Origin of the sequence: Idiomarina sp., assembly GCF_048260185.1 — a bacterium.
Taxonomy (GTDB): Bacteria; Pseudomonadota; Gammaproteobacteria; order Enterobacterales; family Alteromonadaceae; genus Idiomarina.
Map to the genome: position 1 here is coordinate 288,703 of NZ_JBLXHB010000002.1, position 21,597 is coordinate 310,299.

Sequence of the window (21,597 nt, forward strand, 5' to 3'; positions counted from 1 at the left end):
TGTCTTCTCTGTTACTTCTCAAATGGCTTATCGCATTCCTGAACTTGCCATGGCAGGCCATATTTGTTCAGGCGCTCCATGAACTCATCCGGGTCAAACTGCTCCATATTCCAGACGCCTGGTTCCATCCAGTGACCCTGCAACATCATCGAAGCGCCAATCATTGCCGGTACGCCAGTGGTATAAGAAACCGCCTGAGCGCCCACTTCTTTGTTAGTTTCAGCGTGGTCACAGTTGTTGTAGATGAAGATGGTTTTTTCCTGACCATCTTTCATACCTGTGACATAAGTACCAATACAGGTTTTGCCGGTGTAACCTTCGGCCAGAGAACCTGGATTAGGTAGTACGGCTTTAAGAAACTCCAGCGGTACAATTTTTTTGCCTTCAAACTCTACCGGCTGGATAGAGGTCATGCCAACGTTTTCAAGTACCCGTAAGTGAGTCAGATACTGCTCACCGAAAGTCATCCAGAAACGCGCGCGTTTAATGGTTGGAAAGTGCTTAACCAGCGATTCCAGCTCTTCGTGAAACAACAGGTAAGACGGGCGAACACCAACATTAGGGTAGTCCAGATCTTTACGCACACTGATAGGGTCAGTTTCGTGCCATTCGCCGTTTTCCCAGTACTTACCTTTTTGGGTAATTTCGCGAATATTAATTTCCGGATTAAAGTTAGTCGCAAACGCCTGACCGTGGTCACCACCGTTGCAGTCAACAATGTCCAGATAATGCACTTCATCAAAATAATGCTTGGCGGCATAGGCGGTAAAAACGTTGGTCACACCCGGATCAAAACCGGCTCCCAACAAGGCCATTAACCCTTTTTCTTTAAAGCGTTCCTGATAAGCCCACTGCCATGAGTATTCAAATTTAGCTTCGTCTTTTGGCTCGTAGTTTGCGGTATCAAGGTAGTGCACGCCAGTTTCCAGACAAGCATCCATGATAGGTAAGTCCTGATACGGAAGCGCAACGTTAATAACCAGTGATGGGTTAATACCACGAATAAGCTCAGCTACTTCAGCTGAATCATCGGCATCGACCTGATACACACCGACAACGCGGTCTTTACCGGCTTTTTCCTGCAACGCCTGACATTTTGACAGGGTACGGCTGGCCAGATGAATTTCAGAGAATACCTCAGGTAGGCCTGCACATTTTTGTACAACTACGCCAGCAACACCGCCGGCACCAATAATTAGAACTTTAGACATGAATGCTATCCTTCACAGAAATCTTTTAACTAATAAAGTTGCTGCGAAAGATAGCATATTTTTATGAAATCATCATTCAGAAGCGTTGCTTTGTACAACCTCTGAGTTCATACCTAAATACTTGTATAAAAAGGCCCAGTTTTCCGCGTGTTCTTCAATGCGCATCCAGGTTGGCGTACCGGCTCCATGACCAGCGCGAGTCTCTACGTTTAACAGTATCGGCTGGTCGCAACTTTGGTCACGTTGTAATGCCGCCGCAAACTTGTAGCTGTGCCATGGAACCACTCTATTATCGTGGTCACCGGTGGTAATGAGTGTTGCCGGATAACAGGTGCCGCTCTCGGTGTTGTGCACCGGCGAATAAGCATAAAGAGTTTTGAAGTCCTTTTTATTTTCGCTTAAACCAAATTCACTACCCCAGCCTCGTGCATTGGCGCTGGGCAGTTGGTATCTCAGCATATCCATAACACCAACGGCAGGAAGAGCCGCAGCAAACAGTTCAGGACGCTGAGTCATTGTAGCGCCTACCAATAAACCACCGTTACTGCGTCCCTGAATAGCGAGTTTATTCTTGTTGGTGTAGTTGTTGTTTATTAACCATTCAGCTGCGGCAATAAAATCGTCAAAGACGTTTTGTTTGTTTTCTTTCGTGCCTTGCTGATGCCACATTTCACCAAATTCACCACCGCCACGAAGATTAGGAATGGCCAGGACGCCGCCCATTTCTAACCAGACTAGGCGGGTTGTGTCGTAATCTGGCGTAATAGAAATATTGAAGCCGCCATAGCCATATAACAGCGTTGGGTTTTTACCGTTAAGTTCAATGTCCTTGCGGTGTACCAAGAACATCGGAACTTCGGTGCCATCGGCGCTGTTGTATACTACTTGCTCTGTTGTATATTGGTCTGATTCGGCCGGAACTTCGGTTTCATACCACAAGGTGGTGCGTTGTTGATCAGGCTGGTAACGATAGATTTTTCCAGGTTCAGTAAAGCCTTTGAAGGAAAAGAACACATCGGGTGCTTTATGACTGCCTGCAAAACCACTGATTGAACCTATACCGGGTAATGCCAGTTCCTGCAGCATGGTTCCCTTTAAATCAAAGATGGCTACTCGTGAGCGTGCATTCTGCAAATAATGCGCAAATAGTTGACCGTCTACTGCATGCACGTCTTTCAGTGTATGGGTTTTAGCGGCAATAATTTCTTTCCAGTTCTCAGGCTCAGGTTGCTTGGGATCAACGGCAATGACACGACCTGTCGATGCTCCATTCGTGGTTTTAAAATACAGCTGGCCTTTTTGGCTGGTAACGTATTGATATTGACCGTCCCATTCGGTGAAAAGCCCTTCGAAAGGCGCGTCTTCCTGAGCTAGCGGACGCAGATAGACCGCATTAGCATCGTAGCCTTTAAAGACATCAATAAGTAAGTACTTACCGTCGTCCGATACTTTTGCGTAAGGGTTCAGGTCGGGCTGGTTATCAAAAGCAAAAATCAGTTCGTCGTCGCTTTGTTTGGTTCCCAGTTTGTGAAAATAGACACTGACAGGTTTTGTATCATCAAAGCTGCCGTCTTTATTTTCAGGGTAGCGGCTGTAATAAAAACCACGTTCGTTTGGCAGCCAGGCGACTTCAGTAAATTTTACCCCTTCAATAATATCGCTGGTGTCTTTTCCTGACTCGACATTACGGACTTTTATTTTCGTCCAGTCGCTGCCGCCGTCAGAGCTAGCATAAGCAACATAGGTAGCGTTGGGAGAAACGTTAATACGTGCCAGCGACACGGTTCCGTCATCGCTAAAGTTATTAGGGTTAATCAGAACATCCGGAGCACTGTCTAAATCTGTCATGGTGTAAAGCACGGACTGATTCTGAAGGCCGTCGTTTGAGAAATAAAAGTACCGGTCAGCATAGCGAAAAGGTGTGCTGACTTTTTCATAATTCCACAGTTCTGTCATGCGGTCTTTAATGTCCGCGAACGCCGGAAGCTCTTGCAATAAAGGGGTCGATAACTGATTTTGCGCATCCACCCAATTGGCTACTTCCTGGCTATCCTGCTCCAGCCAGCGGTATGGATCTTCAACCCGGGTACCGTGGTAGTCATCTTGCTGGTCGACGGTTTTCGTTTCCGGATAAGGGCCATCAGGTTGTTCCTTTTCCTCTTTAAAAGAGCTACAGGCACTTAGTATCAACACAGTCGAGCAAAGAATAAAAGCTGAATAACGGGTCATGGTTGGGGTTCCTGTTTAGATTCTGGGTTGATCATAGGAATTTGCTGCCAAAACAACAAGTCAGATTAGTGCAGTAAGCATACTTCTTTACAGAGATTTTCATTTGCCTGACGCTGAGATACTCCCCCCCAATACTCGCCCAGGTGTTTGAGCGTTGTTGATGAATTACACAGCAGTTCGGTAAGAGGGTGATCACTATGTCGCCAGTAAAACCACTGAGCTAAGGCAAAATGTGCCGCGTCAAAAGGGATGGTCTTAACACGGTAGGCTTGAATAAGATCGGCTTTTATCTCATTACTTTCCTCTGTCAGTTGCAGCATCTCTTTACCGCCTGACAACCATTGTAGCTGGTTATGTCCCCACTGGTTGAGCAATTGGAATACTTGGGATAAACCAGTGAGTTCATTGGATAGCGGTTGAGCATAAATAGCCGCAGGCCGCGCAGATACACTGTCTATACGGCTACTCAGGCGCCAAAGGGCATAGCCATTTTTCCTCCAGAAATTATCCAGTTCCGGTGACCAGGCAAAACTGGTGCCCAGCATCTGGTAGTTATTGTCCAGTGCCCACCGGTAAATCTCAGCCAGCAATTTGGAGGCGGTTTTACGTCGTCTTTTCGCTGCTGGCACGGCAATACGTGCGACTCTTAGCCAATGTAAATCCATAGCCCAGTCTTGTTGCAGAAAATAGCCAATGGCCTGAGGCAGTAAATTCCCTTTGGGACGTCTTTGGCCTTGTCTGACTTCTTCTTTTAATGGCGACGGAATGGGCCCTTCACTCATAAGCCAGGCAACCGCAGTAACTTTGCCATTTGTGGATTGATATGCGAGCTTATGTCCGGGTTCGGTCAGCAGCAGATTAAGGTCATTCGGGCTACTCTGGTAATGTGCGTTGAGAAGAAGTTGAAAGCACTGTTGCAGCATACCTTCTTCAAGGTCCGATGCATGCTTTATAAAAGTGCCGGACTCCCGGCTCCCGAATTGTGTTACTGGTTGCTCGTTTAGCATGAAAGTGTCGGTCAGCCACTGCTCTAGCGGATCATCTATGGGCCAGCGCAATGGCTGAGTCAACTGGTGAACAGATACCTGTGGCAAGGTTTTTCTAGCCCAGTCGGTAAAGTGCACTGCAAAACCACGACCACAGCCTTCATAACCCGCAACAGTTGTGGCAAGCAGCCAGGGATTAAACTTTTGGCATAGCTGCTCTGTTGCCCACAATGGCAGACCCGCGGCTTCATCAATAATTAATGTTATGTCTGAATTGCCGGGTTGCTCCAGTAGCTTATCCCAGGCGACGAAATGAGCTTCCGGCGCCTGCTGTAGCAAAATTTTTGCATTGGCTTTTCGCGGTGCAGTGACAATAACCGAGCTGTGATCTTCTACTCGGGAAAGAGCCTGACCTAACAAGGTGCTTTTACCGCGACCGCGTTCTGCCGTAATAATATGGGAGCCGTGTGGTTTTCCTGTGCTTTGCGTAAGCACTTTAAGAATAGAGTTTTGCTCATTGGTTAGCCAGAGTTTCTCATTTGCTGAGCGCGTTTCGTGCTTGCTGACTAATGACCGTGTTTGGGTACTTGGCTCGGCAAAATACTTTGCGGCAAAACGCTCCATGCGGTGGCTCATGGCGCTGCTTTCAACCGGAAGTAAAACAGACAACAGGCCTCCGGCGGTAACAGTGCCACAAAGTGCGGCTATGGCGTCGGCGTGTAAACCGTCACTGCAGTCTATCCACACTTGTTCAAACTCATGTCCCAGATAATCCCGGTAACGGGACAGTGCGGCATCGGCATGAGTCTGTAGGTTTGATAAGTAGATGGAGCTAGCCGGGCGAGCCTCGCAGTATTCATGCCAGAGGCTCGCATCTTGCAGCAGTTGAAGTTGTCGGTAACCGCTGCGTTCTGCCATTTTAGAAAATAGAATAAGCGAAGAACTTAGTCAGCACCGTGTTAATAAATACCGCCGCTAATATCAATGGAATGAAAGTGCAGATAGATAAGCTTACATATTTGGCCAGTAGTGTGTTCGGATACCCCGGGTTACCCTCAGCAAGTTCTGCATCCAGGTTTTTGCGGCGCCAGTGGAAACTGACAAATAAGCAAATCAACAGGCCATTCAGCGGCAAAATGGTATCGTAGAAAACATCGTAAATAATATCGAAGACTGACTTGGTTTGTTCTCCATAGAAGGCAAACTCAGTAAATGCCGGAACAAAACCAAAAGAGGTCGCGGCAACAAGAGTCAGCACAGTAACGGCGATACCCATAATCAGCAGGGCTTTTTTACGGCTTATCTTCGCCTGCTCAATAACCGCCGCGGTTGGTACTTCAAGAATAGAAACCAAAGATGTGATAGCAGCAATAAAGGTCAGCAGGAAAAAGAGAGTAGCGGCAATGCTTGCACCAACATATCCGACAACGCCTTCCAGAGCGATAAAGATTTGCGGGAAGAAAGAGAAAATCATACTCACTGAAGAGTCACTCAATGAGTCTGGATTGGTATCAGGGTTGATAGCAAAAATAGCTGGTAGGGTCATTAAGCCGGCGGTAAAGGCAACGGCAGTATCTGTTAAGGCCACCAGTTTACCCGAAGTAACAATGTCGTCCCTGCGGCTGAAATAAGAGCCGTAGGTTATTAAAATACCCATACCCAACGACAGCGAGAAAAAGGCCTGCGATAACGCCCCGTTTATTACTGAACCGTCAATTTTTGAAAAGTCGGGAACCAGATAAAATTCCAGGCCGAGCACGGCGTTATCTAGTGACAGCACAAAGATAACCAGCAAAATGAGCATAATAAACAGTGCTGGCATCAGGAATTTTGCGGCTTTCTCTATCCCTTGACGAACACCACCAAGCAAGATGACATTAACAATAATGGTCACCGCGATAAGGAAGCCGACAAAACCGTAATCGTTAACGAACTGACCAAAGTATTCTGCGTCGGCCAGCATATCAAGGTTGCCGGTTACTGAATGCCAGAGATAACCGAATATCCATACGGTGATAACCATATAGAAAACGGCAATCATAAATGGCGTGATAACGGCTAGTAAGCCAGCAAGGTGCCAGCCTTTATTTTTTGGCGATAATGCTTTGTAAGATCCCAGAGGGCTTTTTTGAGCGCGCCGGCCCAGACCCATTTCAGCCAACATAACCGGTACGCAAATAAAGGCGACGAATAACGCATAGATAATTAAAAATGCCCCACCGCCATTTTTGGTTGCAGCGACAGGGAAACCCACTAAGTTACCAATGCCGACGGCAGAACCTGCCGCCGCTAATATAAAACCAATCTTAGAGCTAAATTGATCGCGTTGTTCGCTCATTCTGAACCTTCTTTTATCGTTTTTGTTGTCACGCTTTTAAGCGAGGCTGTTCAGCAAATCCCAGCAATCCTAGCAAGGCGTTAATTTAACGGCAAGCGGCTAATTGCTGTTTGTGCGGCAGAATGCGGGAAATCTGGCTTGGAAACAAAACTTATTTTAACATCCATGACAATTGTAATATTGGAATTTGTTAGAAATAGGATAACATTTTCTTAACTCAGTTTTAACACGCTGGTAAATACAGGGAATTCAACTCTCTGGAACAGATTGGCGTCTTTTTACCAGCGTGTTTCCCTGAACTGAGTCGGTCCATTGCTGCATTTCAAAAAGCCTCGAAACACAACGCCGGAAAGGAAACGCCAATTGTCTGGCCTGATATAATTTATCGATGTCGGTTTCAGCGGTTACCAATAAGTGACATTTTCGGTCATAGCACTCGTCGACCAAAGCTATAAAACGACGAGCTTCGTTATCCAGTTTACTGACAATATTTGTCTGATGTTCGCGCTGGTAGCTTTCCTCTACACCATGTACCAGGTCTTTATTTGGTATATAAGAAAAAGCCGGAACCTGATGCACCGCTATAGCGCCATAGTTGTCGGCCAGTTCCATATAGTCACGCTGACTTCTGGGGCCGGAGCAGAGAGACATAAAATCAAAACCAATCACTTCATTATTGTGCCATAAGCAGGGAATTTCACGGTTCATTATCCGAACGGAGGGTGTTTCTTTTGTGTCGCCGAAATGACTCTCTGCGAGTGAGCGTAGCTGTTGCAGCGTGCCTTGCTTAAGGTAATAGGGTAAATCGGCCTCGTGCAGTCGGCGATAATCAACGCCCATACCTAAGTCCAGACAGTCGCATTCCTTATTCAACAACTCTATTGTAGGTTCGAAGCGATGGCGCGCCAAACCATCTCTGTAGAGCTCATTAGGCGGGGCGTTCGAGGTTGTTATTAAACTAACCTGCTCGTTGAACAGCGCATGCCATAGCCCGGCTAAAATCATTGCATCACCAATATCTTCAACGAAAAACTCATCCAGGCAAATTATCGAATAGTGCTGTGACCACCTCTTTGCAATAATCTGCATAGGGTTAGCTTCGCCCTGAAGGTGATTCAGTTCTTCGTGGATTTTGGCCATAAAATGGTGGAAATGCAGCCGAATGGCCTGGCTTTGAGTAAGGTGTTGATAAAACATATCCATCAGCAAGGTTTTTCCCCGGCCTACCGGACCAAATAAGTAAAGACTTTTGGGCTTATGTCCGCGTGCAAGTGAGTCCAGTCGCTGTTGCAGCGCTTTTACCGCCTTTAACTGATATTTATCGGGCTGGAGCACTCCTGACTGAATGCGTTGGTTATAATTTTCCTGCATGAGTTTATTATCACAAAACGTCCGGATAAAAAGAAGCCGGCTGGGGGAGCCGGCCAAATACTGCTGCTAGTGAACAACCACCAATACAGGTCTTCAATACATTGTGCTGTACAGTTTTCTACGATAGGTCGCTGCCAGAGGATCACCGTCGGGTAATGAATTGATAATGTCGAGTGCGTATTTTTTCGCATCAGCAAAATTGACGTCTCTACCCAACACAATAAAAACCTGCTGCAGGGCTTCTTCATCACGATTTGCTTCGTGAAATTTAAGTGCTAACTGTAATTTTAAAGCCAGGTCGTCGGGGTTACTTTCTACTTGCTTTTGTAACGCGCGTAACTCCGGAGAGTCAGCCGCATCCTCGGCCAGCTCAAGCTTACCTTTTATGCGCTGGTAGTCACCGTCTTGCTCGACCAGCGGAATCTTAGCGACCAGCTCCTTGGCCTGATCCAACCGACCGGCATCGACCGCAGCTTCGGCTAAGAGTTTAAGAGCCTGCATACTGGCATTGTCTAAATCGTAAGCTTGTTTAGCCAGCGTATAAGCCGTATTCGCGTCACCTTCGCCCATTGCTGTCTGAGCCTGTTGAATTAAGTCGTCTGACGGACTGGGCAGGTGTTTTGTCAGTATTTCCCGAATTTCACCTTCGGTTTTTACTCCGCCAAAACTGTCAACTGGCTGACCATCTTTAAAAAAGGCTACTGTAGGTAAACTGCGAATACCAAACTGTGCGGCCAACTCTTGTTGCTCATCACAGTTTATTTTGGCCAGAATAACCTGATCACTGTATTGCATAGCCAGCTTTTCAAGCACTGGCATAAGTTGTTTGCAGGGTTCACACCAGTCAGCCCAAAAATCGATAATAATGAGTTTTTCTTTTGAGCCTTCCAGCAAAACTTGCTGAAAGTTCTGCAAGTCAAGGTTAACGATATTGGATTCGGACATCAGCTGCGACGCTCCTGTTTTAATAAGTCATTTCAATCTCTGTTATCAGAGATATGCAGACGCGAACGCATAATTTCAATGGTTAATGACTAAACCAGGATAAGATTTTATCTTTTAACTTGTTGTAGGGTGGGTAGCGTAAAGCGACGTCAAAGCGAAAACTGCGTTTCATCACAGGTTTTAAATGGCTGAAGGTATCGAAGCCCCATTTACCATGGTAGCGGCCCATACCGCTGCGACCAACGCCACCAAAAGGCAATTCGTCGTTCAGCATGAACATGAGTGTGTCGTTGTAACATACATTGCCGGCAGACACTTGTTGTGTAAATAAATCGAGCAGGCGCTGATTGTTGCTAAACGCATAGAGCGCTAGTGGTTTTGGATGGCGGCGGATTTCCTCAATGGCGTCTGCTGCTGATTTAATGGTTATAATCGGCAATATCGGACCAAAAATTTCTTCCTGCATGAGCGCACTGCCGTCTTTTACACCATCCACTATTGTGGGGGCGATATAACGTTCGCTCTTATCAGAGTCGCCGCCGACAATTACGTTTTCGCTTTCCAGCATTTGCGTCAGGCGCTGCCAGTGCTGCTGATGGATGATCCTGCCGTAGTCACTGCTGTGTTGAGGATCTTCACCGTAAAAACTGATGAGTTCCTGCTGCATGGCTGCAATTAACGGCTCTTTCACACTGTCTTCTACCAGTACATAGTCCGGCGCAATACAGGTTTGGCCTGCATTAAGAAACTTACCCCAAATAATACGGCGAGCGGCAACTTGAATGGGGGCGTCGGCTAAAATTACCGCAGGGCTTTTACCGCCAAGTTCCAGCGTAACCGGAGTTAAGTTTTCAGCGGCTGCGGCCATAATTGCTTTAGCTGCGTTTTCACCACCAGTATAGAAAATGTGATCGAAGGGCAGTGCTGTTAGTTGTTGCGACTCGTCCACCGCTCCAGCCACAATTTTTATCGCAGCATTGTCCAGGTAGTCTGGTAACTGGCGCGCCAGTAGGTCTGCTGTTGCCGTTGCATGTTCAGAGGGTTTTATGACGGCGCAGTTGCCAGCGGCTATGGCTGCAATTAAAGGCGCGAGAAGTAACTGTAAAGGGTAGTTCCATGCACCTAAAATCAGCACAATGCCAAGCGGCTCAGGTACTAGCTGGCTTTTCGCCGGCCAGGCCAGTAAAGGATTACCAACTTTGTGAGGTTTGCTCCACTTAGGAAGAGCTTTAATTGTCTGCTTAATATCACTTTGGAGGAACTGTAATTCAGTTAAACGCGCTTCGCTAGGGTGTTTGTTGAGATCAGACTTGAGAGCTTGCAATAAAGACTTTTCGTTTTCAGTAAGAAAGCGCTGAAGCTGTTTAAGCTGATTTAAACGCCATGACAGCGGGCGAGTGAGCCCGCTGTCGAAGTGGCTTTGTAACTGCTTCAGTGTGTTTTCAAACGGTTTCATCGAAGTCCGCCAAGAGTCACCGTTTTTAACTCAAGATATTCGTCGATACCGTACTTAGAACCTTCACGGCCAACACCGGATTCTTTGATGCCACCGAATGGGTTATAAGCGTGCGATATGCCACCAGTATTTACACCAACCATGCCGTATTCAAGCGCATCACTTACGCGGAAAATACGTGCGGTGTCTTTGGCTGCGAAGTAAGAAGCCAGGCCAAATGGTGTATTGTTGGCTTTTTCAATGCCTTCTTCTTCTGTTTCAAAGGTATTGATAGCTACTACCGGACCAAAGATTTCTTCTTCGCTAATATCCATTTCTTCGGTTACGCCTGTAATGACCGTTGGCGCATAGAATAAATCGCCTAACTCGGTCATTACTGAACCACCGGTTTCTATGGTTGCACCGTCAGATTTAGCAGCGAGCACTAAACGTTGTACTTTATCGACAGCATCCTGATCGATAAGCGGACCTAAGTCGACATTTTCTTCTGTACCTGGTCCTACTTTCAAAGCTTTCACTTTACTGACAACCGCGTCGGTAAATTTTTCAGCTACAGACTGTTGTACCAGTATTCTGTTTGCTGAAACACAGGTTTGCCCACCATTGCGGAATTTGCAGGCTATTAGCTGTTCTGCGGCTTGCTCTATATCGGCATCGTCAAAGACCAGGAACGGCGCATTACCGCCAAGCTCAAGAGACAATTTGGTGACGTGCTCCGAACATTGCTGCATTAGAATTTTTCCGACACCTGTAGAGCCGGTAAATGACAGCTTGCGAACCTGTGGTGAGGTCGCCAGACGTTTACCGACACTCTTGGCATCACTGGTCGGAATTATATTAATAACGCCGTCGGGAATGCCAACTTCGCTGGCCAGTTGTGCTAATGCCAGGCTGGAGAGCGGAGTTAATTGCGGTGGCTTAACCACGATAGTACACCCGGCCGCTAATGCAGGCGCAATTTTACGAGTGATCATAGCGTTGGGGAAATTCCATGGGGTAATGGCCGCACAGACACCAACGGGCTCTTTAGTGACCATTACGCGCTTACTGCTGTCGGCGTTAGGTAATATATCGCCATCGATGCGTTCAGCTTCACCTGCAAACCAGTCAACAAAGCTGGCTCCATATTCGACTTCGCCAATGGCTTCAGCTACCGGCTTGCCTTGTTCGGCACTCATTAATTCACCCAGTGCCTGTTTATTGTCCATCATAGATTCGTACCATTTGCGCAGCAGCAGCGCACGTTCACGGGCAGTTTTCTTACGCCAGCTTTTCAGGGCTGTCTCTGCAACGTTTATGGCACGTTGAGTTAAATCTTCGTCAGCGTCAGCAACCTCGGCTATTACTTCGCCAGTTGCGGGGTTAGTTACTGAGAAACGTTTGTCCGTAGGAACCCAATGACCTTCAATAAAGCAGTCTTTCTTAGTCAGGGATGACATAGAATGTGCTGACATAATTCCTCCAAATTTGAGAATAACTCTAATAATGTAGGCAATATAAAAAGAAATGGTTCAACTTTTTCGATTATTTTGATGGAAATAGATGCGTTTGGTGAAAAAAAGCTCAAAGGCATTGCTTTTTGAGTAAAAAAAAGTATAATCCGCGGTTCCTCAAGGAACACCGCATAACTGATGAGGCAGCGGTCACCCTTGATTCGTGGGGTTGCAGCGCCTGATTCCAGTCCAGACAGTTTAGAGACTGAACACTGATTCCTGTTGCCGGGCCATAACCCCTTTTTTATTGTGTTTGCCAATGGGCAAACGGGAATAAAGTGAGACAAATATGTCAAATACCCAAACGGGCGTGTCGTTTAACGACATGGCCTTACCTAGTGCTGTGCTTGAACAATTAAACGCAATGCAGTTTTTAACTCCGACTCCTATTCAGCTACAGGCTATTCCTGCCTTGCTTGAAGGACAAGATGTGCTGGGCGAAGCTCAGACCGGTACCGGTAAAACTGCTGCATTCGGCCTGCCTGCACTGGCAAAAATTGATGCGTCGGTTAAGCAAACTCAAGTATTAGTCGTGACTCCAACTCGTGAATTGGCTATTCAGGTAGCCGAAGCTCTGGAAGGTTTTGCTGCGAAAATGCGTGGCGTTGGCGTGGCAACGGTATACGGTGGCGCACCATTTGGTCCTCAGGTTAAAGCCCTGAAGCAAGGCACCGCTATTGTTGTCGGTACCCCAGGTCGTCTTATCGACTTATTAAACAAAAACGTCTTGCAATTAGACGGTTTGAAAGTAGGGGTTCTGGATGAAGCCGATGAAATGCTTAATATGGGTTTCGTTGAAGACATCGAGACGATTCTAAAAGCTGTACCAAATACTGCGCAACGCGCGTTATTTTCAGCAACTATGCCGAATGCAATTCGCAAACTGGCAAAAACCTTCCTGAAAGATCCGCTGAACATTCAGATTGAAGCTATTGCCCGCGAAAAAGCCACTATTAAGCAGAAAGCCTGGAAAGTGCAGGGCATGACTAAAATGACCGCTCTGACTCGATTGTTAGAAGTTACTCCGTATCAGCGCGCATTGATTTTCGTACGTACCCGTCAGGATACGATGGATGTAGCCGAATTGCTGCAACGCAATGGCTTTAAAGCGGCGCCATTAAGCGGTGACTTGAACCAGGCTCAGCGTGAGCAAACGGTCAGTCAGTTACGTAGTGGACACATCGAAATTCTGGTAGGAACTGACGTTGTTGCTCGTGGCTTAGACGTTCCTGAAATTACGCACGTTATTAACTACGACTTACCAAGCGATACTGAATCTTATGTTCACCGTATTGGTCGTACTGGTCGTGCCGGCCGTACAGGTGAAGCGATTTTATTCTTCCGTGCAAAAGAGCGCCATTTGTTACGTCACTATGAGCGCTTAACCAATGCACCGGTTGAGTTCTTTGAAGTACCAAATGCCAATGAATTGAGCAAGTACCGCCAGCAACAGTTGTTAGAGAAATTGCAGGCGTCACTGGCTCCTGAAACTGCAAGCGCTGATAAGCCTAAGCTAGAGAAACTGTTAGGCGAGTGGCTGCAACAGTCAGAGTTAAGTGCTGAAGAAATTGCTTTAGCGTTATTGGCTCAGCATAATGAACAGCGTCCGTTGTTCCTGAAAGAAGACCGCCAGGTACGTGAACCACGCAGTGAGCGTTCTGGTCGCAATGAACGCAGTGACCGTGGTGATAAGCGCAAACCTCGTGCAGAGCGTACCACCAGTCGTGCAGCGGATGTCGATTTCGAAACCTACAAAATTCAGGTCGGTCGTGAGCACGGTGCTCGTCCCGGTGACATCGTTGGAGCCATTGCTAACGAAGCGTCAATGGACAGTAAGTATATTGGGCAAATTCAGTTGTTTGATAATCACTCTTTAGTGCAACTGCCAAAAGGCATGCCAAAAGATATTATGCATGTACTGAAAAAAGCTCGCGTGCGTCAACAGCCTATGGGTCTGGAATTAAGTGATGAGCAAGTTAAACGTGCGCCACGCCCACCGCGTGACCGCGATGCTCGTGGCGGACCTAAGCGCAACTCCGGTAAAGGTGCCGCGCGTCGTTTTAGTTAATTAGCGTCTCTTAACTCGGCCGGATGATCAACAATGATCATCTGGTCGATGTCATATCCCCACTCATGAGCCTTGGCTAAGGCGTAATCAATATCTGCCTGAGAGACATCCGGGCTTCTCGATAAAAACCAGAAATACTCATGTGAGTCGCTGGTTACTATCGCCTGTTGATAATCACCACCTAACCAACTTACGTAATAACCGCCATAAAAGGGCCAGAAGAAGGTAACCTGATACGCGGCATCCATATTTTCGACCGGTTCGGCCAGCCCTATAGCGGTTTGCCACTCTTCATTTTTGGTGTGATAGCCCCGGTTGGTCACTTCCAGTGTTCCATCACCATTTAAGCGATACTCTGCGGTAACACCCTGCAAGCCCTCTTCAAAGCTATGTGGCATACGGACTATTTCGTACCATTTGCCCAAGTAACGCTCGGCTTCAAAGTCGTCAACAACTTCGGCTACCGGTGTTGGTTGAGAGTTACAGGCACTCAGTAGAAAGGTAAAAAGTAATGACACCATCCATTTTTTCATTGTGCTTCCTTTTATAACTCGTTGATATTATCTAAATAAGTTTCGGCTTGTTTCATTAACGCTTGCTGCTCTTCTTCGGTTTTTTTATTCCAGACCTGATACATCATGCTCATTCTGTGGTTGTCTTTAAAGCGTTCTTTATGACGTTCAATAAAATGCCAGTACAGGCTGTTAAAAGGACAGGCTTTTTCGCCGGTTTTCTTCTTCGGATCATAATAGCACTCTTTACAATAGTGCCCCATTTTTTGCATATAGTTGGCACTGGCAATGTAGGGTTTGGTTGCTATCAGCCCGCCGTCGGCATACTGACTCATACCGCGCGTATTGGGCAACTCCACCCATTCAATGGCATCAATATAAATACCAAGATACCAGTCATCCAAAGCATCCGGTGATACGCCGGCCAGCAGTGCGAAATTTCCGGTTACCATTAACCGCTGTATGTGATGTGCGTAGGCATAGTCTAACGACTGCTTAATGGAATAGTGCAGACAGCTCATTTTGGTGTCGGCATTCCAGTAAAACTCCGGTAACGCTCTGGTGTGGTTAAGATCGTTAAGGTTTTTATAGTCAGGCATATGCGCCCAGTAAATGCCCCGCACAAACTCTCGCCAGCCAATAATTTGCCGACAGAAGCCTTCAATTTGAGCAAGTGAAATGCTGTCTTTATTATTTGACCAGGCATCAATAGCAGCGTTAACCACTTCTAGCGGATGCAGCATTTTGGTGTTTAATGAAAATGAAAGTCGTGAGTGATAAAGACTCCAATGGGCTTTTCCAACGTTGTTCTCTGTTGCCATGGTGTCCTGATAACGACCAAAATCAGGGAGTCCGAATTGACAAAAATGTTCAAGCAACTGCTTCGACTGTTTTCGGCTAACCGGCCATATCAGTTGAGCTGCGTTCGCTTGCCCCATGGTTTTAACGTCACCGGCGTGCAGCAATTCATCAATATCCGATACGTCATTGGCGAAGGTTAAAGGCCGTTCCACGTCATGATTTGCGGGAATCTTTTTCTGGTTTTCTTTATCGTAATTCCAGCGGCCACCAGTCGGACGTTCGTCCTCCATTAGAATATCGTATTGCTTACGAACCTTTCGGTAGAAGGTTTCCATTAAGTAGTTTTCGCTATTGGGGAAATATTCTTTTAGCGAGTTGCGGCCGGTAAGAAAGTGTTCTGTATCAAACCAGTTCAAATTAATGTTATTGGCGCCGGCCCAGCTTTTCAGTTGATGATCGAGCCGGTATTCGTCGGGTTGCTGACATTCCAGAGTGGTCACTTCGTACTTTTTCATTAATTGCTGAAGGTTCTGAGTCAGGCTTTGCTCATTAGTGTCATCATCAAGTTTTATATAGTTTACTTGATGCCCCGCAGAGCTCAGAGCGTTACCGAAAGCCCGCATCGCGGCGAAAAAAGCTAATACTTTTTGCCGGTGGTGAACAACGTAGTTAGTCTCTTGTTTGAGCTCCATCATTACATAAAGTACGCCCGCGTCCTTTTGTCTGAACCACGAATGTCTGGCATTGAGTTGGTCGCCAAGTATAAGTCGTAGAGTATGAATTTTCATAAGCTATGAAGGGTTAGGGTTGATTGCTTCATTACGTTCTATTCAGGGATTCAGATCGGCATACCTAAATGCACCAAAATATGGCATTATGCGCGGTAGTTTCAGATTCAGGAGCAGTTATGAACCAGGCAGCGGGTAACGAGAATTCATCAGAGCAAAAACCGGTCAACGTCATTTGCATTAAATGGGGTAAAAAGTATGGCCCCGATTACGTCAATACGTTGCATTCAATGGTCAGTCGCCACCTTAGTCGACCATTCCGTTTTGTCTGTTTTACCGATGACTTTGAGGGTATCAATGACGAGATTGAAGTAAAAGCTATTCCTAAAATTGGCTTTAAAGACTTTGATGAGCAAGTTCCGTGGACAAAAGGTCATGGCTGGTTAAAGCTTACCTGCTTTGCGAACCCGCTTTATGATCTTGAAGGCCCGACTTTATTCCTGGATCTGGATATTATTATTGTTGGCAGTCTGGACGAGTTCTTTGAGCCGGAAGGCGAGTTTATGGTGATCAAAGAGTGGGATAAATCTGATGCCACCGGGAATACATCGGTATTTCGCTTTGATATTGGCGCTCATGAAGACGCGTTAGAGCATCTGAAAAAAGATCCGAAAGCGGCTATCGCTGATGTACGGAATGAGCAGGAGTACATTACCCATTTTGTCGATCGCCAAGACAAGCTGACGTACTGGCCGGAAAAGTGGTGTCGTAGCTTTAAGCGCCATTGTCTGCGTCCGTTCCCATTAAGCTTTTTCCAAGAGCCACGTATACCTGAAGAAGCGAAAGTTATTATTTTCCATGGTAAACCGCACCCGGATGACGCGTTGGAAGGCCGAAGCGGCAAGTGGTACCGTAAGGTTCTGCCAACCAAGTGGATAGCCGAATACTGGCGTTAAATGATATGCAATTGTGGATCTACGGAGTATTAATACGGCTGGTCACTCCAGCCGTTTTTGTCTGGTTGTGGCTACGCGGCAGAAAAGACAGCCGCTACCGTAAGAACTGGTCAGAACGGCTTGCGCTTGGATCTGTTGATAAAAAGCAGCACGGCTGTGTAGTTATTCATAGCGTTTCCGTTGGCGAGACGTTAGCGGCGAAACGGTTGATAGAGCAGCTTTTGCGTCAGGAATCAGGTCAAAAAATACTTATTACCTGCATGACACCAACGGCCCGGGAACTTATTCAGCAGCATTTTGGCGACACTGTTAGTTGCCGTTATTGGCCGATAGATACTCCCGGGGCCGCGAAGCGTTTTGTGCGTAAGTTTAAACCTAAAGCCGTGTGGGTAATGGAAACCGAGCTTTGGCCGCAAATGTTGAACCAATTTTCCAGAGCTAATGTTCCTGTCGCATTGTTAAACGCGCGGCTTTCGGCTCGCTCAGCGGCGGGTTATCGGCGTTTTCATTGGTTGATGAAGAAGGTCTGGAAACAACTGACACTGGTTTCTGTGCAGAATAAAGAAACCGCGCGACGAATGAAGGTACTGGGCGTTCCTAGTGGCGTGCTCTTTGTGGACGGAAACCTTAAGTACGACATTGAGCTTTGTACTACTGACATTGAAAAAGCCTTGGCATGGCAGCAAAGCATTGCGTCGCGGCAGGTTTGGTTGGCCAGTAGCAGCCATCCCGGCGAGCACGAGCTGCTGTTAGAAGCACACAAGCTGATTCAACAGGACTTACCCAATTCCTGTCTTATCATTGCGCCGCGACACCCTGAGCAATTTCAGGTAGTAGCAGAAATGATACAGGAATCCGGACTTAAGCTTGCCCGTAGAAGCGAAAGTAATGCGATACCTGAAGATTGTGATGTCTTTCTTGCTGACAGCATGGGGGAAATGATGTTGTGGGGGCAATTAGCCTCGGCGAGCTTTGTCGGCGGAAGTATTATTGAGCGAGGCGGGCATAACCCCCTTGAAGTTATAGCAGCTGGCTCCAATGTTATGTCAGGGCGGCACGTGTTCAATTTCCCACAAGTTTATGGTGAGCTGGCAAAAGCCGGTGCCGTGCAGTGGGTTAATAATGCCGGAGAAATTAAACAAGCTGTGGAGTTGATGCAGCAGACAGCTGTCATGAAAGCGCAACATGAAGCTGCTAAAAGCGTTTTACAAACGCACCAGGGTGCTACGTTAAGAGTATTAAAGCGGGCACTGGAATATACTCTGACAGGAAGCGGTATGATAAAAACAGAGCAGAGTCCCCAAGGGCTTATTCGCTACGACAGCGATATTTTTGAAACGATAGAAGACAAGCATTTTACAGCCCAGTATTGGCAGCAGCAGAAGTCGATTGCCGGAAACTCAACGGGACGCGCAACAGTTTGGTTTATTCAGCAGGGGGATTTAGGACTTTTACTGCGCCATTATTATCGTGGTGGATTAGTCGGTAAAATTAATAAAGATCGCTTTTTACGTGAACCTGCGGAAAAAAGCCGGGCTATTCATGAGTTCGATTTGCTATTGAAATTGCGGGAAATTGGTTTACCCGTTCCGCGTCCAGTAGCGGCTCGCATGGAAAAGACCGCGGTTTTCAGTTACAAAGCAGATATTCTGGTAGAAGTTATTCCGGGGGCTGTCGATGTTTTCCGATTACTGCGTGAAAAGAAACTGCCCGCGGAGCTATGGCAAAAGCTGGGCAGTGTTATTAAAGAGCTGCATGATACTGGTGTCTACCATTCAGATTTAAATTGTCACAACCTTATGTTGGATGACAAAGACAAAGCCTGGATTGTCGATTTTGACAAGTGCGACTTCCGTGAAAACGGTGACTGGAAAGAAGCTAATATCCAACGGCTACTGCGCTCTTTACGCAAAGAAAAAGAGAAGAATGAAACCTTCTATTGGAAGGAGTCCCGTGACTGGCCTGAACTATTAACCGGCTATCGTCGTTAAGCTCTAAGCCATAAAAAAAGCCCCGGCCACTTGAAGTGACCGGGGCTTTTTAATGCGCTAAGCACTGAATTAGTCGCGAACTTGACCGTTCCCGGTCACCACGAATTTTTCAGTTGTTAGTGCCTCAAGACCCATTGGTCCATATGCGTGTAGCTTACTGGTGGAGATACCAATTTCAGCACCCAAACCTAACTGGCCGCCATCAGAGAAGCGAGAAGAGACATTTGCCATGGTAACGGCTGAGTCTACTTCACGAATGAAACGCTTAGCGGTTTCATCGTTTTCAGTGATAATAACTTCGGTATGACCGCTACCAAACTCCTGAATATGCTCAATAGCACCTTCGTAGTTATCGACGGTCCGAACCGCAATCTCAAGAGCCAGGTATTCTTCACCAAAAGCATCGTCTGCAATCTCATCAGCGCCATCAAAGTAGCTTACTGAACGCTTGTCGGCGTGGATGGTTACGTCTTTCTCTGCCAGCGCCTTAGCAGCCATAGGCAAGAACTTATCAGCAACGTCCTGATGAACCAGTAAACCTTCTAGCGCATTACAAACGCCGGTACGCTGAGTTTTACCGTTAAGCAGAATTGCCAGAGCTTTATCAAGGTCTGCGTCTTTATCCACATACAGGTGGCAAACACCTTTGTAATGTTGAATGACTGGGATTTTACTGGTGTCGCTAACGAAATGAATGAGACCTTCACCGCCGCGAGGAATAACCAGATCGATATAGTCTTTCTGTTGCAGAAGTTCAGTCATCAGTTCGCGGTCAGGTGTTGGCACCACGGTGATAACGTCTTTAGGCAGGTTGCTGGCTTCTAAAGCTTCGTGCAAGGCTTCAGCAATGGCTTTACTGCTCTCAATGGCTTCCCGGCCACAACGTAAAATTACCGCGTTACCAGACTTAAAGCATAGCGCTCCAGCGTCAGCTGTGACATTCGGACGTGCTTCATAAATCATGCAGATAACGCCCAGAGGAATGCGCATTTTCTCAATTTTCATGCCGTTAGGGCGCTCGTCGAGAACGTAGCTGTCGCCGACAGGATCTTTCAATGCAATGATCTCTTCAATGGCAGAAGCCATGCCTTCGACACGCTCTGGCGTTAATTCCAGGCGATCCATCATAGCGTCGCTGAGGCCTTTTTCTTTGCCTGTGGCCAAATCTTTTTTATTTACTTCAATAATCTTATCCTGACGTGCGCGAATAGCGTCAGCCATTTTTTGAAGTACGGCGTTTTTGTCTGCTTCCGATAAGGTTGCTACAGCGCGTGCCGCTTTTGCGGCGCGTTGCGAAATTTCTTTTGCTAGTTGCTGGCTCATGAATCCTCCAAAATCATTAGATCGTCGCGGTGAATAACTTCCGTAATTGGGCTATAGCCAAATTTTTCTGCTATATCTTCCGTTTGCTGCCCTTTAATGTGCATCAGTTCATGTGCGCTGTACTGACAAATACCTTTTGCGATAGCGTCAGTATCGTTGGCGCTGCGAACCAGCACGGCGTCACCGCGATCAAAGTCACCTTGTACATCAACAATGCCTGAACTCAGTAGTGAGGCACCGTTCTCAATTAATGCTTTCTCAGCACCTTCATCAACCAATATTTCACCCTGAGCGACCAAAGTGTGTCTTAACCAATGCTTTTTATTGCTAATTGGATCAGATTGGCGACGGAATAATGTGCCGGGGATGTCCCCCTGTAGTAACGATTCAAAAGTTTCACCCTTACGACCGTTAACTATGTAAGTATCGATACCGTGTGAAGTAGCTTTTTCTGCCGCCTCAACTTTAGTGCGCATTCCCCCGGTACCGACGGAACTTACTGAACCACCGGCAAGCGAATAAATGCTCTCGTCAATTTGTTCAACCACCGGTATTTTTTTCGCGTCCGGATTCAGGTTTGGATCTGAGTCATACAGACCGTCGATGTCTGAACAAATAAACAGCGCGTCGGCATCAACCAAAGTCGCGATCATGGCCGACAAGTTGTCGTTATCACCCACTTTCATTTCGTCAGTAGCAAGGGCATCGTTCTCATTTACCACGGGTAAAATGTCGTGCTCTAACAATCTGTTTAGGGTGTTTTTAATGCTGACGTAGCGAGCTCGGTCGCGTAAGTCACTGTGGGTCATAAGCAACTGGGCGCAGGGGGAATCGAAAAAGCGTGACCAGTAACCCATCATTTCATTCTGACCAACCGCCGACATTGCTTTGCGCACGGCAACCGGTACTTTCTTGTGTTCAAAGTTAAAATGTTTGCGGCCGGCAGCAACGCTGCCTGACGAGACTAAGACAACTTCTTGCCCGCGTTCTCGGCACTCGTTAATAAAACGAGCTATGGGTAATAGGTATTTGGTGCTAACCCCAGTTTCATCTGGCGCGATGAGCGCACTCCCCACTTTCAGTACGGCTCTTCGCCAGGATGGCGCTTTCATAGAGACTCCCTTTTGTTGAATTCGTTAGTAGTCTAACAGATTGGCTGTCTAAGCTCCAGCGAGGCTCATAAGCCATA

The 21,597-nt window shown here is 46.9% G+C and carries 15 protein-coding genes; 3 read left to right on the forward strand and 12 right to left on the reverse strand.

Annotated features, from left to right (window positions below):
- Positions 1–11: 11 nt before the first annotated feature.
- From ACN0RF_RS07070 to ACN0RF_RS07105, 8 genes are all read right to left on the reverse strand, one after another.
- Positions 12–1,211 (reverse strand): saccharopine dehydrogenase family protein, encoded by a 1,200-nt coding sequence (locus ACN0RF_RS07070; protein ID WP_034822448.1) that lies wholly within the window; start codon positions 1,209–1,211, stop codon positions 12–14.
- A 72-nt stretch (positions 1,212–1,283) separates the two neighbouring features.
- Entirely contained in the window at positions 1,284–3,440 is a 2,157-nt protein-coding gene (locus tag ACN0RF_RS07075) for a prolyl oligopeptidase family serine peptidase (protein WP_417438512.1), read from the reverse strand.
- Between the two features lie 65 nt (positions 3,441–3,505).
- The gene (locus ACN0RF_RS07080) at positions 3,506–5,344 is read right to left on the reverse strand and encodes a GNAT family N-acetyltransferase (RefSeq protein ID WP_417438513.1); all 1,839 of its coding nucleotides are present in this window, start codon (positions 5,342–5,344) and stop codon (positions 3,506–3,508) included.
- A gap of 1 nt (position 5,345) precedes the next feature.
- Complete coding sequence (locus tag ACN0RF_RS07085) at positions 5,346–6,764, reverse strand: sodium-dependent transporter (protein ID WP_417438514.1); 1,419 nt, start codon at positions 6,762–6,764, stop codon at positions 5,346–5,348.
- A gap of 249 nt (positions 6,765–7,013) precedes the next feature.
- On the reverse strand, positions 7,014–8,135 hold the full coding sequence (gene zapE, locus ACN0RF_RS07090; RefSeq protein WP_417438515.1) for a cell division protein ZapE: 1,122 nt from the start codon (positions 8,133–8,135) through the stop codon (positions 7,014–7,016).
- Between the two features lie 93 nt (positions 8,136–8,228).
- Entirely contained in the window at positions 8,229–9,080 is an 852-nt protein-coding gene (gene trxA, locus ACN0RF_RS07095; RefSeq protein ID WP_273024755.1) for a thioredoxin, read from the reverse strand.
- Between the two features lie 82 nt (positions 9,081–9,162).
- Positions 9,163–10,536 (reverse strand): aldehyde dehydrogenase family protein, encoded by a 1,374-nt coding sequence (locus tag ACN0RF_RS07100; protein WP_417438516.1) that lies wholly within the window; start codon positions 10,534–10,536, stop codon positions 9,163–9,165.
- Positions 10,533–11,975 carry an NAD-dependent succinate-semialdehyde dehydrogenase gene (locus ACN0RF_RS07105; protein ID WP_417438564.1) on the reverse strand — a complete coding sequence of 481 codons (1,443 nt, stop codon included), beginning with the start codon at positions 11,973–11,975 and terminating at the stop codon, positions 10,533–10,535. The genes ACN0RF_RS07100 and ACN0RF_RS07105 overlap by 4 nt, the downstream gene beginning before the upstream one ends.
- 343 nt (positions 11,976–12,318) lie before the next feature.
- Here ACN0RF_RS07105 and ACN0RF_RS07110 point away from each other — a divergent pair, with 343 nt between their 5' ends.
- A complete protein-coding gene (locus ACN0RF_RS07110; RefSeq protein ID WP_417438517.1) occupies positions 12,319–14,097 on the forward strand; it encodes a DEAD/DEAH box helicase in 1,779 nt (592 codons plus the stop codon).
- Here the strand turns inward: ACN0RF_RS07110 and ACN0RF_RS07115 are convergent.
- Both ACN0RF_RS07115 and ACN0RF_RS07120 read right to left on the reverse strand, forming a co-directional pair.
- The gene (locus tag ACN0RF_RS07115; protein ID WP_417438518.1) at positions 14,094–14,630 is read right to left on the reverse strand and encodes a lipocalin family protein; all 537 of its coding nucleotides are present in this window, start codon (positions 14,628–14,630) and stop codon (positions 14,094–14,096) included. The two genes, ACN0RF_RS07110 and ACN0RF_RS07115, sit on opposite strands and share 4 nt — an antisense overlap.
- Before the next feature lie 11 nt (positions 14,631–14,641).
- Entirely contained in the window at positions 14,642–16,198 is a 1,557-nt protein-coding gene (locus tag ACN0RF_RS07120; RefSeq protein WP_417438519.1) for a cryptochrome/photolyase family protein, read from the reverse strand.
- Between the two features lie 119 nt (positions 16,199–16,317).
- On the opposite strand from ACN0RF_RS07120, the gene ACN0RF_RS07125 reads away from it, so the two are divergent.
- Both ACN0RF_RS07125 and ACN0RF_RS07130 read left to right on the forward strand, forming a co-directional pair.
- On the forward strand, positions 16,318–17,094 hold the full coding sequence (locus ACN0RF_RS07125) for a glycosyltransferase (protein ID WP_417438520.1): 777 nt from the start codon (positions 16,318–16,320) through the stop codon (positions 17,092–17,094).
- Positions 17,095–17,099: 5 nt separating this feature from the next.
- Positions 17,100–19,085 carry a 3-deoxy-D-manno-octulosonic acid kinase gene (locus tag ACN0RF_RS07130; RefSeq protein WP_417438521.1) on the forward strand — a complete coding sequence of 662 codons (1,986 nt, stop codon included), beginning with the start codon at positions 17,100–17,102 and terminating at the stop codon, positions 19,083–19,085.
- A 69-nt stretch (positions 19,086–19,154) separates the two neighbouring features.
- On the opposite strand, the gene ACN0RF_RS07135 is transcribed toward ACN0RF_RS07130, so the two are convergent.
- Both ACN0RF_RS07135 and proB read right to left on the reverse strand, forming a co-directional pair.
- Positions 19,155–20,408, reverse strand: a complete 1,254-nt coding sequence (locus tag ACN0RF_RS07135) for a glutamate-5-semialdehyde dehydrogenase (RefSeq protein ID WP_417438522.1) — start codon at positions 20,406–20,408, stop codon at positions 19,155–19,157.
- Entirely contained in the window at positions 20,405–21,520 is a 1,116-nt protein-coding gene (gene proB / locus ACN0RF_RS07140) for a glutamate 5-kinase (RefSeq protein WP_011235213.1), read from the reverse strand. The genes ACN0RF_RS07135 and proB overlap by 4 nt, the downstream gene beginning before the upstream one ends.
- Positions 21,521–21,597: the final 77 nt, after the last annotated feature.

Bases quoted from the DNA above. Each gene is read 5' to 3' on its own strand.
- ACN0RF_RS07120 (WP_417438519.1), bottom strand. From the start codon at position 16,198: ATGAAAATTCATACTCTACGACTTATACTTGGCGACCAACTCAATGCC.
- ACN0RF_RS07125 (WP_417438520.1), top strand. From the start codon at position 16,318: ATGAACCAGGCAGCGGGTAACGAGAATTCATCAGAGCAAAAACCGGTC.
- ACN0RF_RS07130 (WP_417438521.1), top strand. From the start codon at position 17,100: ATGCAATTGTGGATCTACGGAGTATTAATACGGCTGGTCACTCCAGCC.
- ACN0RF_RS07135 (WP_417438522.1), bottom strand. From the start codon at position 20,408: ATGAGCCAGCAACTAGCAAAAGAAATTTCGCAACGCGCCGCAAAAGCG.
- ACN0RF_RS07110 (WP_417438517.1), top strand. From the start codon at position 12,319: ATGTCAAATACCCAAACGGGCGTGTCGTTTAACGACATGGCCTTACCT.
- ACN0RF_RS07100 (WP_417438516.1), bottom strand. From the start codon at position 10,536: ATGAAACCGTTTGAAAACACACTGAAGCAGTTACAAAGCCACTTCGAC.
- ACN0RF_RS07115 (WP_417438518.1), bottom strand. From the start codon at position 14,630: ATGAAAAAATGGATGGTGTCATTACTTTTTACCTTTCTACTGAGTGCC.
- zapE (WP_417438515.1), bottom strand. From the start codon at position 8,135: ATGCAGGAAAATTATAACCAACGCATTCAGTCAGGAGTGCTCCAGCCC.
- trxA (WP_273024755.1), bottom strand. From the start codon at position 9,080: ATGTCCGAATCCAATATCGTTAACCTTGACTTGCAGAACTTTCAGCAA.
- ACN0RF_RS07080 (WP_417438513.1), bottom strand. From the start codon at position 5,344: ATGGCAGAACGCAGCGGTTACCGACAACTTCAACTGCTGCAAGATGCG.
- ACN0RF_RS07070 (WP_034822448.1), bottom strand. From the start codon at position 1,211: ATGTCTAAAGTTCTAATTATTGGTGCCGGCGGTGTTGCTGGCGTAGTT.
- ACN0RF_RS07105 (WP_417438564.1), bottom strand. From the start codon at position 11,975: ATGTCATCCCTGACTAAGAAAGACTGCTTTATTGAAGGTCATTGGGTT.
- ACN0RF_RS07075 (WP_417438512.1), bottom strand. From the start codon at position 3,440: ATGACCCGTTATTCAGCTTTTATTCTTTGCTCGACTGTGTTGATACTA.
- ACN0RF_RS07085 (WP_417438514.1), bottom strand. From the start codon at position 6,764: ATGAGCGAACAACGCGATCAATTTAGCTCTAAGATTGGTTTTATATTA.
- proB (WP_011235213.1), bottom strand. From the start codon at position 21,520: ATGAAAGCGCCATCCTGGCGAAGAGCCGTACTGAAAGTGGGGAGTGCG.